The sequence below is a fragment of the Clostridium aromativorans genome, from assembly GCF_020908015.1.
Lineage (GTDB): Bacteria > Bacillota > Clostridia > Clostridiales > Clostridiaceae > Clostridium_B > Clostridium_B aromativorans.
The window spans coordinates 1-16,072 of sequence record NZ_JAJJPB010000023.1 but is presented as its reverse complement, the minus strand read 5'-3'; the positions used below and the strand labels follow the sequence as shown (position 1 = coordinate 16,072).

Sequence of the window (16,072 nt, the reverse complement as noted above, 5' to 3'; positions counted from 1 at the left end):
TATATTGCTCTATTGAAACAAGTTCATAAAGATTGTGTAAAGTTTAAGTTAAGTATGTGAATGTTATGATTATTTTACATTGAATTTACATAAATGTGACGGATAGAAAAAATATATACTGCTAATATAAAAATGAATGGCATGGATTGAATTTATTCTGGCCATCACAATGACATATCTAAAAGGGGGAGTTTCATGAAACAGTATCTAAAAAAGACCGCATTATTTGTACTCTGTTGCTCGTTCGCATTTTCAGGTATTGCCATACCAATGTCGGTTAATGCAGATACAGACACGAATGCTGCGGCAAGTCAATCAATTACAGCAGGGGGAGAGACCTCTGCAAATATCAAGGATATAACTTTTGCGCCAGGTAAAGATGCATCACAGGTTAATTTCACATGGTATTCCAATAAAGATACATCGGACCCTGAGGTACAGGTTGCGCTTAAATCCGATATGACCGGAAACGAGTTTCCGGAGAGTAAAGCTCAAACCTTCAAAGGTGAAAAATCCAATGGAAATGACGGCTATTCTTCCAATAAGGTTACAGTTACAGATTTACAGCCATCTAAAGAATATGTATATCGTGTAGGTGACGGTACTACCTGGAGTTCTGCCAATAATTATACCACCCAGGATATATCAAAGGGTTTCAATTTTCTGTTGGCGGGAGATCCACAGATTGGCGCAGGCGGTGATATAGACAAGGATACGACAGGATGGGTAGATACAGTTAAAAAGGCAACAGATAAATTTTCCAGCAGCAGTTTTATATTGTCTGTAGGAGATCAGGTTAACAACGGAAAGGAGCTCAATGGTCAGACAAATGAACTTGAATATGACGGATTTTTCAAGCCAGATCAGTTAAAAAATATCCCTGTTGCTGCAATTACCGGAAATCATGAGGGATATGGAGTAGGTCATACTACACATTTCAATTATCCAAATGAATCTGATAAATACGGTATTTTTACAAATAACGGATATGAGTCTGATAATAGTAATGGAACAACTGGTAATGACTATTACTTTGTATATGGAAATACGCTTTTCCTGATGCTCAACAGCAATGATATAAATGCAGAGGATCATAAAGCTTTCATGCAGGAGGCCATAGCTGCAAATCCAGATGTTAAGTGGAAAATAGTAAGCATGCACCATTCCATATACAGTTCTGCAAATCATGAGACAGATGCTGATATAGCGGCTAGAAGGGTAACGCATCCAGAAGTATTTCAGGAACTTGGAATAGATGTAGTTTTAGATGGGCATGATCACTGCTATACAAGATCCTATCAGATGGTAGACGGACAGGCAGTAAGCGGAAAAGATGACACCAGTGTCACTGATCCAAATGGTGTGCTCTATATAACTACAAACTCAGCTAGTGGAAGTAAGTACTATGAGATTCAGGAACCAAACTACAACAACTATTTTGAAGCAAAAAAAGAGCAGGATAAAGTTCCTACATTCTCCAATGTAAGTGTAACGGATAAGAATTTTACCATTACCACATACAGGACTGATACTATGGCTCCTATAGACAGCTATACTATAAATAAAACCACTTCTCATAAAAATGTATCAAGATTGGCAGGGCAGAACAGGTATGAAACTGCAGCTAAAATATCTCAGAATAACTGGAACGAAGCAGATACGGCAGTGTTGGTTTCAGGCCAGTCCTATGCAGATGCGCTGAGTGCAGCTCCTTTTGCAAAGTTAAAAAATGCACCGATACTTTTGACATCAAGTAATACTCTGGATTCCAATACTAAATCAGAGCTTTCAAGATTAAAAGTAAGAACGGTTTATATAATCGGAGGCACTGGGGTGGTATCCAGTTCAATAGAGAGTTCCCTGAGAAATATGAAAATGGTGGTTAAAAGGATAAGCGGAAATGACAGATATGCCACTTCACTGGAAGTTGCAAAACAGATAAAAAGTCCAAAGCAGGTATTCGTAGCTTCAGGAGCAGGATTTGCAGATGGACTATCCGTATCTTCCTATGCATCATTATCAGGGAGTCCAATAATTCTAACAGATGGCAAACAGTTGAGCAGTGACATACTTAAGTATGTAAAAGACAATTCAAGTACACCTTATGTAATTGGCGGAAACGGTGTTGTAGATGACAGCGTGGTTAGCAGCCTTGGAGCTGTAAGAATATCTGGTTCCGACAGGTATTCCACAAATCTTGCAATACTTAATAAATTCAATGATAAGTATGATTTGTCAAATATCTACCTGGCATCAGGCAGTGATTTTGCAGATGCACTTTCGGGATCTGCAGTAGCAGGAGAGAAGAGTGCTCCAGTAGTGTTGATTGGAAAATCTGATCTAAGCGGTGCTAAAAATTACATCCAGGGAAAATTGAGTGGTGTGGGTCAAATTACCATTCTTGGAGGAGAAGCATCTGTCTCACAAGTTACTGTTAATAAACTCTTACAATAATGAGAAGATAAATAACCAATAAAGTTACGGAAAAAGGAGTATCACTTTATTACAGAATACATCCTGTACCGTAACTTCTTTTTTGTCCCTATCTAAATTTTGATATTTAAACTCTAAGCTTTTAACATGGACTGCTGCATTAAGTATTATTAACATAAGATTATCATGCAATTAACAAAAAGACTATATAATTTCATTAGAAATAAAATGCATGAGGTGAAGTATATGGAATCAAAAGATGAAATTGAATTACAAAAAATATTGGATACCAAAAACATCACTACAGTATTTCAACCTATTGTATCCTTAAAGGATGCTTCTATAGTGGGATATGAAGCGCTTAGCAGGGGACCTGAAAATTCAACCCTGCATTTGCCTGTGAAACTTTTTCATGCAGCAGAAGTTTTTAATAAAATATGGGAATTGGAACTGCTGTGCAGGAAAAAAGCCATTGAAAGGGCAAACAAGATAGATAAAAATAAGCTTTTATTCATAAATGTAGATCCAAAGATATTTAAAGATGAAAGATTTAAAAGTGGATTTACTAGAGATTTTTTGGGAAAGCACAATATGTCTCCAGATGTAATTATATTTGAAATCACGGAGAAAACAGCCATAGAGGATTATAAGGATTTTAAAAGAGCAGTGGATAACTATGTGGATCAAGGTTATAAAATTGCAATAGACGATATGGGTACTGGTTATTCCGGGCTTAAAACCCTTATGGAGACGAAGCCGCATTACATTAAAATTGATATTTCTTTTATAAGGGATATAGACAAAGACAATTTTAAGCAGGAACTGGTGAAAACATTTGTAACACTGGGACAGTCCACAAATATGAATATCATAGCCGAGGGAATTGAGACAGAAAGCGAACTTGCAAAATTAATAGAACTTGGTGTCTGCTCGGGACAAGGATATTTTCTACAGAGACCGTCGGGAACTTTTCTCGATATTTCCGAAGATATAAAAACAACCATAGTGAAATACAACAAAATGAAGACCAACAGGTTTCAATTCGAAAAAAATTGTATCGGTGATATAGCAAAACAAAATCCCGATTTCCAATCCACGACTCAAGCCAAAGAGGTAAAAAAATTTTTTGACACTTGTAATATAACAGGAGTGTGCATTACGAATGGGGGATATCCTATAGGGCTTATGATGCAGCATGATCTGGACTATGTACTTGCCACGCAGTATGGCATTTCGGTATTTCTTAAGCGTCCTGTATCTTTGATAATGGATTCTGATCCTACTGTAGTGGACTATAACACGTCAATAAGCGATGTATCGAAAATTGCCATGGCAAGAGACTACAAAAAAATATATGATTATGTAATAGTTACAAAAGAAGGGAAATATTATGGAATTGTCACTATAAAGGATTTGCTTGAATATACTTTAGAATTTGAAAAAAAGCATGCTAAAAATCTCAACCCGTTGACGGGCCTTCCTGGAAATAAAATTATAAATAAGGTTATTGATAATATAATACATTCTCACAGTGATTTCTTTGTTATTTATGCAGATTTAAATAATTTTAAGACATACAATGATACCTATGGCTTTGAAAATGGAGATAAAGTGTTAAAACTAACTGCAGAAATTATAGAAAAACAGGTAAAAAAATACTCAGTATATAATGGATTTGTAGGACACATAGGAGGAGATGATTTTGTATGTGTAATTGAAAATGATATTGAAAAAGGACGTAAATTGTGTGAAAAAATAATTTCGCAGTTTGATGCAAAAATACTTGATTTCTTCAATGAAAAAGACAAAAAAAACGGATATATTGAATCTTTTGACAGAAAAGGCAATAAGGATGTTTTTCCTCTTACGTCCATAGCCCTCGGATGCATGTATGGAAATTTCAGCAAACTTAAAAAAGTTGATGATATTGGAGTGTACATGAGTAAAATCAAAAAAAAGGCCAAGAAAAGTAAAAACAGCAATTATGTTATCTATAATATCAATTTAAATGAATAGTTTGGGGGAAATACCATGAGAAAAGTGGTTTCAAAAATTTTACATATATTTACTAGGATAAAGGAAAGAATAATATGTTATTTAAAGAAAAAAATAAATATTGTTCCAAAAATGAAAATAGGCAGTACCTTGAAGAAAAAAATAAATGCTGTTCCAAAAATGAAAATGGGCAGTGCAAAAATAATTAGTATTCTGAAGAAAAAAATAAATTGTTTTTCAAAAATAAGAATAAACAGCGTCGTTGTTAAAGTTATTCTTCAAATTGGAATACTGGTAATATTTATCTGCGGATTTTTTGGAATACTGTCTTATTATACTTTTTATGCGGCTATGGAGAAAAACATAAATTCTTCACTGCAAGATAAAGCACAGGAATCCTCCAAACTTTTAAGCTCAATTTTGCAGCAGCAAGTTCGTTCCATGACGGAGATAGCTTCTAGGAATGAAATAGAATCCATGAACCCAGGGATTCAGCTTCCAATTTTACAGAAAAGGGCATCCAAACTTGGATATTCAAGTCTCTGTGCTATGGATTTGAGTGGCATGGCTTACATGCAAACCGGAGGAAAAACTAAAATAGATCTGGAAAGTGTGGATTCGGCATATTTGAAAAAGGCCATTCAAGGTACTCCTGCCATTGATGGACCTTATTTTAATGTAGATGGAGAGGAAATAATATCAGTGGCAGTTCCGATAAAGGACAGTAAGGATAAAATTAAAGGCGTATTGTTTTCAAATATAAGCACTTCGGAGTTGAATAAGTTTGTTCAAAGTATGAGAGTTGGAAAAAGCGGGTACTGTTTTATAATAAATAAAGATGGTACTAAAGTTGCACATAAAAATTTGACTCTGGTATTAAATAAGGACAATACCATAAAGAATTCTCTAAAGGACAGTTCACTTAAGGAACTTTCCGACATTGAAAAAAATATGATACAGGGTAAAAGTGGCTCGGGTTATTACAGACAGAAGGGAGAAGAGATGCTGCTTGCCTATGCTCCTATATCCGGAGTGAACTGGTATCTCGGGCTTGTGATTGATAAAAATGAAATAATGAGTTCTGTAAACGCCCTTAAGTACAGGATGGCAGCAGCTACGTTTATATTCATACTGGCTGGGATTTTTGTAGGAATTATAATAGCACGTCAGATAAAAAAACCTCTGTCAAATATAAGGGAATATGCTGGTGAACTCTCGAATTTTAACCTCAGTTATAAAATAGATATTAAAAGTAAAGATGAGTTTGGGCAGACCGTAGTTGATTTGAATTCAGCTCTTAAAAATATAAAGAATATGATAGAATATGCTAAAGATGAGGGCCTTGCAGCGCTAAATTCCAGCAATTATGTAAATCATATGTTTCAAGAATCAGAATGGGAAATTAAAATAATATCTGATAAAACCAGTGAGATAACATCCAACATGCAGGGAGTTATGAATTCCATCAAAGAGGTTGAAGAAAGCATATTTTCAATAAAAAACAAGATAGAAAATACTGTAAATGAAGCAAATTCAGGACTTAATTTAGCCGATAATATAAACAAAAAAGCTGTAAGCATGGGAGATGATATAGAAAATTCAGCCCATAATATAGAAAAATACTACGAGGATTCCAGTGAAAAATTGAAAGAATCCTTTGAAACTATAAAGGTGGTAAAAAATATTTCAAAAATGCTGAATGAGATGAAAGATGTTTCTAAGAAAACCAATATACTTGCCCTAAATGCACTTATTGAGGCTTCCCATGCAGGAAAATATGGAAGCGGATTTATGGTGGTAGCAAAAGAAGTAAAAAAACTTGCAAATAAATGTTCAGATATGGCAGATAACATGCAAAATGATATAAAGAGTATAATTATGGCAGTGGGTATACTGGTGGATTCCTCACGGGATGTACTTGGCTTCGTGGAGAAGAAAGTCATGACAGACTACATTAAAGTGGTAGATATAAGCAAAGAATACCAAAATGACGGCATTAAGATGACTGGTGTCATAAAAAAATTTTATGGACTTATGGAGGATATAAATAGATCACAGCAGGATCTTTCCAATATAATAGAGAAGATAGGTGCATCTGTAGATAAATGTACAGATGCAGTGTCAAATATATCCAGCAGTATGAATTCTATAAAGGAAAAAGATGCGGATATAGCTTTAAATACGGATAAGAATGCGAAAGAAGCGGAAAAGCTTATGAATATTGTAGGACAGTTTAAAATATAATACGATTTATAAAGACAGCCCTTTTGCACGTTTCATAAGCGTATTTTTGACTTCTTCTATGTCTTTTATATTGCTTTTTGTCATCAATAAGTAGATAAAGGCTGAAGGGAGCAGGAACAGCTGCAGCAGAGACAAAGTGATTATGTAATTTGCAGGTTCGCCGATTTTTATATGAGAAAGTATAATTCCGACACCTGCATTTCCTATAGTTCTCCCGAGGCCATTGGCTAAATTGGCTAAGCTAAAAGCAGTACCTCTGTGTTCCGGAAGGTTCACATCAGTTATCAGGGCCAGCCAGTTTGGCGTGTTGGCAGATTGCAGTGCACTTGCAAGGAAAGATAAAACAAATATTATGGATATCCAGGGATTTATCACTATTTCCTTCAATAATGATATGAGTATTGGTAGAGGTGCACTGCTTTGTATCAGTTCAAGCCTGTTCATGGGAAGTATAAAAACTGCTATGTAAAATGGTATCATGGCAAATACAAAATATGATGTAAGAGCAGCTCTCCCTCTGTGCGTTTTATTCTGAAGTATATCACCTATGTGGCCAAATAAAGGAGATGCCAAACCTCCTAATTGAAATATGGCAAAAAGGTATCCTGCAGCGATAATTGAAACTTTTAGGTTGTAACCCTGCTGCTGAATTTTTGAAATATATAGAGTAGGAAGCCATATTAGAGTCCCTGTAGCGATATTCATAAAGAATGCCTGCATAAACAGGAAAATATTACTTCGCTTTGATATAATCTGAGATAAATGGCTTAATTCAATATTATAATTGTATGTGCAGCCTCTTTCAGCGAGTGTTTGTAGTTCGGGTTCTGCTTGGCCTACAGTAGGTTCTTTTATAAAGAAATATAGTATAATAAGTAGAAAACCTATAATGCTTACGACTTCAAAGGGTTTTCTCCAACTTGTAAAAGGAGCCATCAGAGAAGCCATTAGTGCTCCTGCTATTCCACCAAATCCCTGAGCCATGCCCCAAAGACTTAACAACATGCCTCTGTATTTATTGGGAATATAGTCAGTTAAAATGCTGAATCCGATTGATGCTATACATCCAAGCCCTATGCCGGTGAAAATCTGAAGAATAAGAAGCTGAAGATAATTGACACAGAGTGATGTTAGAAATATTGAAATTGACCAGATAATAGTGCCTACAATGACGAGGAGTTTTCTACTGAATTTACTTGTAAGGTAGCCCCATAGAATCGATGAAAGGGATGTGACCAAGATATTGACGGCTGAAACAATTCCCAGGGAGGAAATCTGCACGTTCATACTTTTTGAGATAGAAGAAAAAAGTGGAGGGAATAGTCCTATTACTACATTGTCGAAAGCCGCTAATATTATAAATATAAAAACAGTATAAATTGCCTTTATGTTATTGATGTTCATGAAATCCACAGCTCCTTTATTTTTTATGTCCTATCTATTGTAATCTATTTTTTAGCTTAATATTAAGATTTAATAAAATTTTAACTAATTCTTAATGTTGTTTTAGATTTAATTGTGTAATATATTAAAATAGAGTAGTAATTGTATTTATATTATAATAAATTAACTGATAAGAGGGACTGATTATGATTAATAGTATACTTGTTATTTCATCTGATTTTACAGGACATGGGCATAAAAGCATAGCGGAATCTTTATGCGAAAAATTTTCATACAACAAAAATGTCAAAATTCATATTGTAGATGGATTTTCCCTTGGCGGGACCACGTTATTAAATGTGGCCAAAGCATATGGCCCTATAACTAGAAAATCAGAAAATTTGTGGGAACTTATATGGGATATATCATCTGTCAAACCGTATCTCATCAATGAGATTATTGAGCTAAAGATAAAAGATAGGTTTTTGGATTTGTTAAAAGAGACAAGACCGGATTTGATTTTAACTATACATCCGAATTTTAATGGTTCTATCTTAAATATACTTAGAAAATATCATGTTACAATACCTTTTGTTACGCTTATTGCAGATTTAGTAAGTATAACCCCTCTATGGGCAGATCCAAGGGCAGATTACATAATAAGCCCTACACGGGAGGCAAAATATAAATGCATGAAATTTGGTGTTCCTGAAGAGAAAATAAAAGTTTTGGGTTTCCCAGTGCGCTCGAGGTTTTGCAATCATACTTATAATTTTAAAAAAGATATCAATTATAATGGCAAGGAACCATTTAGATGTATTATAATGAGCGGCGGCGAGGGTGTTGGCAATATGAAAAAAATAGCTGAAATTCTGTTGGAAAATTTTAATTGTACAGTAAAAATTGTAGCAGGCAGGAATAAGGCTCTTGAGAACAAACTTGAAAAAGCACTTGCCCATAAATATGGTGATAGAGTTGAGATATATGGATTTACGGAAAATATACAGGATTTAATGCAGAGTTCTGATATCGCGTTTATGAGGGGAAGTCCTAATGTAATCATGGAAGCGGTAGCCTGCAATGTGCCTTTAATAATAACAGGTGCTCTGCCGGGACAGGAAGAGGGCAATCCCAGATTTGTTGAAAAACATAATCTTGGAATAGTGTGTGCGGATACAGATAAAATAAAAGATGCTGTAACTGATTTAATTGCAAATAATTCGCAAGAGCTAATTAAAATCAAAAGATTCCAGAGAATTTATACTAACCCAGATGCGGCAGAGGACATTGTAAATTTTATTTTAAGTATAAAAAGTAATTTTGATGAAGTCACAGAAAAAGATGCAGACTTTTTAATCTCCAAAATAAATATGTAAGCGGCATTAAAAAATTTTATTTGAAATATAATTCTTTTTTAATTATATTTTAACCTTGTGCGTGTAATATATTATTTTGTAGAAGAGTACATTTACAGGTTTTATATAATAAAAGGAGATAAAAAGTATGAATTTTATGGTGAATTTAATTGACATTATGCTGCATCTTGATAAGTATTTAAATATCATAATACAAAATTATGGGATGTTGACATATGGTATAATATTTGCAGTTATATTTTGTGAAACAGGTTTAGTGGTCACACCTTTTTTACCGGGAGATTCCATTATTTTTGCAGCGGGAGCACTTGCTTCAGAAAATATGCTGGAGATATTTACTTTGTTTATCGTATTTTTTTTAGCTGCGGTAATAGGCGATACTGCCAACTATTACATAGGTAAAAAAATTGGAAGTGGTATTTTAAGAAGGGAGAATATGAAATTTATCAATAAGGAGCATATTCATAAGGCACACAGGTTTTATGAAAAATATGGTCCTATGGCTATAGTGCTGGGAAGATTTATCCCTATAATAAGAACTTTTGTACCTTTTGTAGCGGGAATTGGTGAAATGGGATATTTAAAATTTATAACTTATAATATGCTTGGAGGGTTCCTGTGGGTGTCCCTGTTTTTAGGGGGAGGGTACTTTTTTGGAAGTCTACCTTTTATAAAACATAATTTTTCCTATGTAATAATTGCCATTATAATAATATCGCTTATTCCGGCAGTTACTGTATTTTTAAAAGAAAGAAAAAAAGATCAAAATAGAAATAACGCTGCCAGCACAGAAGTCTAATATTTAGGTATATGGATATTTTCAGTAAAAGATGTTTGAATTTAAAATTTGTAACTATTATTTTAAATATATAATAATATATAAGTATAGTTTACAAATTAGGAGTGAAAAAATGAATTATTGTCCATATACTTTTAAGTGCTGCTTTATGAGGCATGCAGCAAATTTGCCAAACGGTATTGATGAGAGACCTTATACCTATCCGGGCAATTTACCTGAAGCGATTAATTTGATAAGAGAGGCTGTATCTGGAGAAAGGGAAGATGAACTCTTCTATGACTACCTGATAAAAAATTCTCCTAATGAAGAATCCAGAAACATTATAGTGGGAATCAGGGATAACGAGAGTAAGCACAATAGGATGTTTAGGCAAATTTATCACGATCTGACCGGTGAAAATATATCTGAACTTCAAAATGAAGAAATGCAATATCCTGAACACTTTTGTGACGGCGTAAAAAGGGCACTATATGGAGAGCTAGCAGCAGTTGAAAGGTACAGAAAAATATTATTTGCAATGCAGAGTAGAATTCACATAAATATGCTGACTGAAATTATTACAGATGAAATAAGGCATGCGAATTTTTATAATTTTTTGTACTCGATGAATAGGTGCTTTAGGATGTAACTGACTGCTGAGTGTCAAATTTAATATGGAATATTTTAAAAAGTAGTTTTTCTGGTTTTAAAACTGGGGAACTATTTTTTTAGTCCTAAAAATAGAAATTATTGTTAGAATTAGCTGTAGTTCAGTTATAATGGAACTGTAAAATGGTTTATTGATATAATTGGAATTATAATTAAGAGAAAATGTAAGGGGGTATTTCAAGTGGAATTGTGGGATATATATGATAACAAAGGGCATAAAACAGGTTTGATGAAAAAACGCACTGATATCTTAAGCAGAGGACAGTATCATCTGGCAGCTGAAGTCTGGATAATAAATGATAAATTTGAAATATTGATTCAGAAAAGGTCTGATAATAAGAAGATCCTTCCTAATATTTGGACATTGACAACAGGATGCATGGTCAGCGGAGAGAATACAGTGGATGGATCTATAAGAGAAGTAGAAGAAGAATTGGGAATATGTATTAAAAAAGATGACTTGAATTTTATCAGAAGAATATTTCAGGGTAATATTATTTGGGATATTTATTTTGTATACATGAATATTGAACTATCCAAATTAGCTCTTCAGAAGGAAGAAGTCAGTGATGTAAAGTTTGTATCAGCGGGAGAGTTTAAAGATATGCTTTTGTGTGGAGAGATATTCAAATATGATGAAATCTACGACATTTTATCTAGGGTCTGACCCCTTACCATTTTCTGTAAGGGGGTCAGACCCCGTTGAAAAATAGTTTTAATGCTGTAATTTTACAGACTTCTGTCTGTTGCTATTACTGGTTATCTTGCTTTGATTTTTTTCTCTAATTTTATTATTACATGACTCTTTTTTAATTCGATTTTTTACAACTTTTACTGAGCGCTTTTTTACATTTTTATTATTTACTACAGCAGGTTTTGATGCAGATGGATTTGTTACAGCCGTACCCAATGTTTTATTAGTTATTGTATTTTTAGTTACAGCTGTTTTAGTTACAGGGGTGTTTGTTTTGTTTGGTTTTTTAATTACATTAAGTTTTAAATTTTTCCTTTTCTGTATTTTTGATTCTTTTATTAATTTGCCTACACTTATCTTAGAAACTTCTTTCTTTGTTTGAACAGCTTTTACAAAATTCTGTTTTTCTGTATCCAGCGCCTGTTGTTTTTGTCCCAATAAATCTTCAGCAGCTTTAATTGCTGTTTCGTCTCCTGATTTTTTTGCTTTCTCGAGAGCTATTTTAGCCTCATTGTATTGCTTTTTAGCATTAATATAGAGTACACGTTCTTTTTTGACAGCTAATATGGCATTTCTTTTTGCTGTCTGTATTTCTATGATCTTTGCTAGTACGGTTTTTGCATTACCGCTAACCTTATTCTGAAGTTTAGTCAATATATACAGGGATTTTTTTTCTTTAATTATAATTTTATCTTCCACATATTCTAGATTTTTTAGTTTATCTTGATTATATGTATTTTTATTATTATTTAGTGTATCCTCAATTTTACTTTCAGCTCTATCCATATAGTTTTTGTAATCATCGATAGCTGTATTTGCAAGACTCTGATTGTTTTTGTCTACCATAATTTCACTTTCACCTAACTTTTCTTCAGCTATATCTGATAATGTACTTGCTTTTGCACTATCTGAAAAAGACAATGTAATCTGTATAGCATCTATAACTTTATCTGCCGGGTATAAGATGCTGTCCGGCGTTATACCGGCTTGATCTTTTAGAGATATTGGTTCAGAAGCAAATGTTACATTCGTTATACCCAGTGCCATCACTGCGCTTGCTGCTAAAATCATTAATTTTTTCATATTGTTCATCCTTTCTAAATGCATAAAAGTTTAATTCTTGTTTTCATTTTAATTAAGCTTGATCGATCACTAAAATATACGATATCTCTATTATATTTTGAGGGGGTTACGAAATAATTTGCGCTACACCCCCTAAAGTTCTCATTTATTTCGTATAATATAATATATGAGGTGATTTCATGCAGAATATTAATCACTTAATTCGTAAAAATAAAAGCCAGTTTATTAATGAAAATAAAAATTTTATATATAAATGTACCTACTCTATTTCAAAAAAATATCTTCAATGGGAAAATGACGATGAACTCAGCATTGCATTAATTGCCTTCAACAAGGCCTGTGATAACTATACAGAATGTAAAGGAAATTTTTATACATATGCAAAAATTATAATCAAAAATGCACTGATCGACTATTTTAGAAAAAATAAAAATTTACCATTGCTTACTTTTGATAATGACCAATATGATATGGAAAAATTGGATAATAGTAGTGCTATAGACAGTTTTGAGATAGAAAGGGAAAATAAAAATAGAGCGGACGAAATTATTGAGTTTAGCAAAGAGCTCGCAAAATATAAAATTAAGTTCAATAACCTTGTAAATAGCAGTCCAAAACATAAGGATACAAGAAATAGTGCCTTAGGAATTGCCTTGAAAATATGCAACAATGATGAAATCAGCAGTTACATTTTACATAACAGGAGGCTTCCTATTAAGAAAATATGTGCATATACTGGATTTAACAGAAAATTTGTCGATAAGTGGAGAAAATATATTATTGCTCTATTTATATTATTTAATAGTGAAAAATTTATTTATATAAAGTCTTATTTAAATATAAAAGTAGGTGAAAGCAATGAATAAAAGAGAAGGTGTAGTAATAAGTATAGATGGTAAGTGTGCTAATTTGCTTACTCCTTACGGCGAATTTATTAAAGTGGACTGCAATGGTAAAAAACCTAATATTGGTGAAGAATTTATGGGAAATCAAATTGTACATAGATTTTATCCTTTTAGTGCAAGAAAAATACTAGCTGCAGCGTGTATAATGTTTGTATTAATTATAAGTGGTGGAGCTAAAGCTTATTACAGTCCGTCAGCTACAGTTCTGGTAAATATAAACCCCGATATTGAGTTAAAAGTAAATTTTTTAAACAGAATTATTTCTTTTAAAGCATTGAATGATGACGGGAGTAAAATATTGAGTCAGATTAAGATAGATAATGTGAATATCAATGATGGTTTGAAGATAATAATTGATCAATCCAAAAAAGATAAGTTTATTGATGAGGAGTATATAAAGACAAAAACTATTTCTATTGATATAAATGGTAAAAACGTAAATATTTCTAAATTCAAATCAAATATGGAAACCTCTGATTTGAAGGTTAAAATTCAGTCCAACGGTAGTACAATTTTAAATAAAAATTCAAATGGAGGATCAAATAAGAGTACGAATGGAAATTCAAATAAGGGTCCAAATAAAAATGTAAAAAGTACTGACAATATGATAAATAATAGATATTTGAATAGTGAAAGTAATTATAAAAAGCCAAATAATAATAGCTTTCAATGGAAAAATAGTACTAATAGCAGTCATAATTCTATTTCAAATAGATATAACAGCAAAAGAAAATCTTATTCAAAACAGCTGCAGCATCCAGGTGTAAATAAGATTAAAACAAATCGAAGTTCAATCAAAAATATTAACAATAGGAAAGTTAAAGAAAGTGGACATAAGAATGGTTCCAATAAAAGTGGTTCATCTAAGCGAAATTCAAGTATGAGGTAAAACAGGTGAAAAAAGCTGTAACTCTCTCATTTTGTTATATTTGATAGATATTTTGTATAATATTTATGAAAATAAAAGCAAGTAGGACAAGTACTATTTGCTTTTATTTTTATCTGCGAATTAACAGAAATTTTAAAATATTTTTCAATCCTCTTTATTTATACTATGTATTTTTGGTATATAAAATTAAATAATAGTTGTATATTATAATAGTTGTATGATATAATTATTGTAAGAGGTGATTATATATGAATAATGTAAGTAAACCAAAACAATTAAGAGAAATGATTAGAACACTTGAGAGAAAGCTTGGGATATTGAGTGAAAGTGAGCTTGCCTGTTGTAGAATAACAATGGCTCAATGTCATGCTTTAGTGGAGATAGGACGTGCAAAAAGTATTTCATTGAATGAACTGGCTCAATTACTAGATCTTAAAAATAGTACCATGAGCAGAACTGTAAACAATCTTGTTACTGGGGGTTTGGCAAGGAGGGATATTGATTTCCAGGATAGAAGATATGTAACTATATCACTTACTGAAAGTGGTATAAAAATGTTTAAAGACATTGAGGAAGGAATGAATCTGTATTTTGAAAAAATTTATGATTCTATAACAGTAGATAAACAAGAACAGGTAATAGAAAGTATAAAAATGCTTGTTGAGGCTATTGGCAAAAATGAATGTTGTTAATAATAAAATGAAGGGAGAATGATATAAATGGAATCTGATATAAAAAATAAGGTAAAAAAATATTATGGTGGTATTGCAAAGAGAGTCAATAGTAGAATAGGAAATAATTGTTGTTCGACGTCTTCCTGCTGCAGCGGTGTAAGCAGATCTTCACTTATCTATAAAGGAGAAAATTTGAATGATTTACCAAAAGAGGCTGTGGAGGCATCTTTGGGTTGTGCAAACCCATTACTATTTGCAGAATTGAAGAATGGTGAAACTGTACTTGATCTGGGAAGTGGCGGTGGCATTAACGTATTTATGTCTTCGAAATATGTTGGACAGACTGGAAAAGTTTATGGACTGGATATGACTGATGAAATGTTGGAGCTTGCTAATAAAAACAAAGAAAAAATGGGTGTAACGAATGTTACATTTTTAAAAGGCTTTATTGAGGATATACCACTTCAAAAAGAGACTATAGATGTCATCATATCGAATTGTGTGATAAATCTTTGTGAAAGTAAGGAAAAAGCTCTGTCTGAGGCATATAGAGTATTAAAAAAAGGTGGAAGGCTGGCAATTGCAGATATTGTTGTTCTTAAAGATGTACCAGAAAATATAAGGCATAGCATGGAAATGTGGGTAGGGTGCATTGCAGGTGCCTTGTCGGTTAAAAAATATGAGGAAATACTTAAAAAAGTTGGATTTAAAGATATTGAAATAACACCAGTAAATATATACACCAGAGATGTTATAGAGGATATTGCAAAACAGAAAAATTTGGGTGACACGTATAGTAAAATAGATGCGGCGGTTGTTGATGGGGCCTTTGCAGGGGCACATGTAAAAGCGTATAAATTTTAACAAAAAGGGCGTAATTCTCCTATCTTCTATAAGTGGGAGATGAATAGTCCTTGTTATTTTAGGTTCGATGCCTAAAATAATAACT

The 16,072-nt window shown here is 32.8% G+C and carries 13 protein-coding genes; 11 read left to right on the top strand and 2 right to left on the bottom strand.

Going from position 1 to position 16,072, the window contains the following annotated elements; genetic code table 11:
- Positions 1 to 195 precede the first annotated feature (195 nt).
- The 3 genes from LN736_RS14560 (at position 196) to LN736_RS14550 (ending at position 6,672) form a co-directional block, all read left to right on the top strand.
- On the top strand, positions 196 to 2,454 hold the full coding sequence (locus LN736_RS14560; RefSeq protein WP_150356664.1) for a cell wall-binding repeat-containing protein: 2,259 nt from the start codon (positions 196 to 198) through the stop codon (positions 2,452 to 2,454).
- 225 nt (positions 2,455 to 2,679) lie between these two features.
- Positions 2,680 to 4,449, top strand: a complete 1,770-nt coding sequence (locus tag LN736_RS14555) for a GGDEF domain-containing protein (RefSeq protein ID WP_229981815.1) — start codon at positions 2,680 to 2,682, stop codon at positions 4,447 to 4,449.
- A 15-nt stretch (positions 4,450 to 4,464) separates the two neighbouring features.
- Positions 4,465 to 6,672 (top strand): methyl-accepting chemotaxis protein, encoded by a 2,208-nt coding sequence (locus tag LN736_RS14550; protein WP_229981814.1) that lies wholly within the window; start codon positions 4,465 to 4,467, stop codon positions 6,670 to 6,672.
- A gap of 6 nt (positions 6,673 to 6,678) precedes the next feature.
- On the opposite strand, the gene LN736_RS14545 is transcribed toward LN736_RS14550, so the two are convergent.
- Positions 6,679 to 8,076, bottom strand: a complete 1,398-nt coding sequence (locus tag LN736_RS14545; protein ID WP_150356665.1) for an MFS transporter — start codon at positions 8,074 to 8,076, stop codon at positions 6,679 to 6,681.
- A 185-nt stretch (positions 8,077 to 8,261) separates the two neighbouring features.
- Between LN736_RS14545 and LN736_RS14540 the strand changes: the two genes are divergently transcribed.
- The 4 genes from LN736_RS14540 (at position 8,262) to LN736_RS14525 (ending at position 11,545) form a co-directional block, all read left to right on the top strand.
- Positions 8,262 to 9,431, top strand: coding sequence for an MGDG synthase family glycosyltransferase (locus tag LN736_RS14540; RefSeq protein ID WP_150356666.1), 1,170 nt, complete (start codon positions 8,262 to 8,264; stop codon positions 9,429 to 9,431).
- Between the two features lie 127 nt (positions 9,432 to 9,558).
- A complete protein-coding gene (locus LN736_RS14535; protein WP_150356667.1) occupies positions 9,559 to 10,230 on the top strand; it encodes a VTT domain-containing protein in 672 nt (223 codons plus the stop codon).
- Between the two features lie 112 nt (positions 10,231 to 10,342).
- Entirely contained in the window at positions 10,343 to 10,858 is a 516-nt protein-coding gene (locus LN736_RS14530; RefSeq protein WP_150356668.1) for a ferritin family protein, read from the top strand.
- 201 nt (positions 10,859 to 11,059) lie between these two features.
- Entirely contained in the window at positions 11,060 to 11,545 is a 486-nt protein-coding gene (locus LN736_RS14525; RefSeq protein ID WP_179977461.1) for an NUDIX hydrolase, read from the top strand.
- 48 nt (positions 11,546 to 11,593) lie between these two features.
- Here LN736_RS14525 and LN736_RS14520 read toward each other — a convergent pair whose 3' ends face one another.
- The gene (locus tag LN736_RS14520; protein ID WP_229981813.1) at positions 11,594 to 12,655 is read right to left on the bottom strand and encodes a DUF5667 domain-containing protein; all 1,062 of its coding nucleotides are present in this window, start codon (positions 12,653 to 12,655) and stop codon (positions 11,594 to 11,596) included.
- A 179-nt stretch (positions 12,656 to 12,834) separates the two neighbouring features.
- Here LN736_RS14520 and sigI point away from each other — a divergent pair, with 179 nt between their 5' ends.
- From sigI to arsM, 4 genes are all read left to right on the top strand, one after another.
- On the top strand, positions 12,835 to 13,521 hold the full coding sequence (gene sigI, locus LN736_RS14515) for an RNA polymerase sigma-I factor (RefSeq protein ID WP_229981812.1): 687 nt from the start codon (positions 12,835 to 12,837) through the stop codon (positions 13,519 to 13,521).
- Positions 13,514 to 14,449: an anti-sigma-I factor RsgI family protein gene (locus tag LN736_RS14510; protein ID WP_229981811.1), complete on the top strand. Its 936-nt coding sequence runs from the start codon at positions 13,514 to 13,516 to the stop codon at positions 14,447 to 14,449. The genes sigI and LN736_RS14510 overlap by 8 nt, the downstream gene beginning before the upstream one ends.
- 248 nt (positions 14,450 to 14,697) lie before the next feature.
- Complete coding sequence (locus LN736_RS14505; RefSeq protein WP_229981810.1) at positions 14,698 to 15,141, top strand: MarR family winged helix-turn-helix transcriptional regulator; 444 nt, start codon at positions 14,698 to 14,700, stop codon at positions 15,139 to 15,141.
- Positions 15,142 to 15,168: 27 nt separating this feature from the next.
- Positions 15,169 to 15,987 (top strand): arsenite methyltransferase, encoded by an 819-nt coding sequence (gene arsM / locus LN736_RS14500; RefSeq protein ID WP_229981809.1) that lies wholly within the window; start codon positions 15,169 to 15,171, stop codon positions 15,985 to 15,987.
- Positions 15,988 to 16,072 lie beyond the last annotated feature (85 nt).

Excerpts from the sequence above, each read along its gene's own strand:
- LN736_RS14545 (WP_150356665.1), bottom strand. The coding sequence starts at position 8,076 with ATGAACATCAATAACATAAAGGCAATTTATACTGTTTTTATATTTATA.
- LN736_RS14560 (WP_150356664.1), top strand. The coding sequence starts at position 196 with ATGAAACAGTATCTAAAAAAGACCGCATTATTTGTACTCTGTTGCTCG.
- LN736_RS14555 (WP_229981815.1), top strand. The coding sequence starts at position 2,680 with ATGGAATCAAAAGATGAAATTGAATTACAAAAAATATTGGATACCAAA.
- arsM (WP_229981809.1), top strand. The coding sequence starts at position 15,169 with ATGGAATCTGATATAAAAAATAAGGTAAAAAAATATTATGGTGGTATT.
- LN736_RS14530 (WP_150356668.1), top strand. The coding sequence starts at position 10,343 with ATGAATTATTGTCCATATACTTTTAAGTGCTGCTTTATGAGGCATGCA.
- sigI (WP_229981812.1), top strand. The coding sequence starts at position 12,835 with ATGCAGAATATTAATCACTTAATTCGTAAAAATAAAAGCCAGTTTATT.
- LN736_RS14535 (WP_150356667.1), top strand. The coding sequence starts at position 9,559 with ATGAATTTTATGGTGAATTTAATTGACATTATGCTGCATCTTGATAAG.
- LN736_RS14510 (WP_229981811.1), top strand. The coding sequence starts at position 13,514 with ATGAATAAAAGAGAAGGTGTAGTAATAAGTATAGATGGTAAGTGTGCT.
- LN736_RS14505 (WP_229981810.1), top strand. The coding sequence starts at position 14,698 with ATGAATAATGTAAGTAAACCAAAACAATTAAGAGAAATGATTAGAACA.
- LN736_RS14540 (WP_150356666.1), top strand. The coding sequence starts at position 8,262 with ATGATTAATAGTATACTTGTTATTTCATCTGATTTTACAGGACATGGG.
- LN736_RS14550 (WP_229981814.1), top strand. The coding sequence starts at position 4,465 with ATGAGAAAAGTGGTTTCAAAAATTTTACATATATTTACTAGGATAAAG.
- LN736_RS14520 (WP_229981813.1), bottom strand. The coding sequence starts at position 12,655 with ATGAAAAAATTAATGATTTTAGCAGCAAGCGCAGTGATGGCACTGGGT.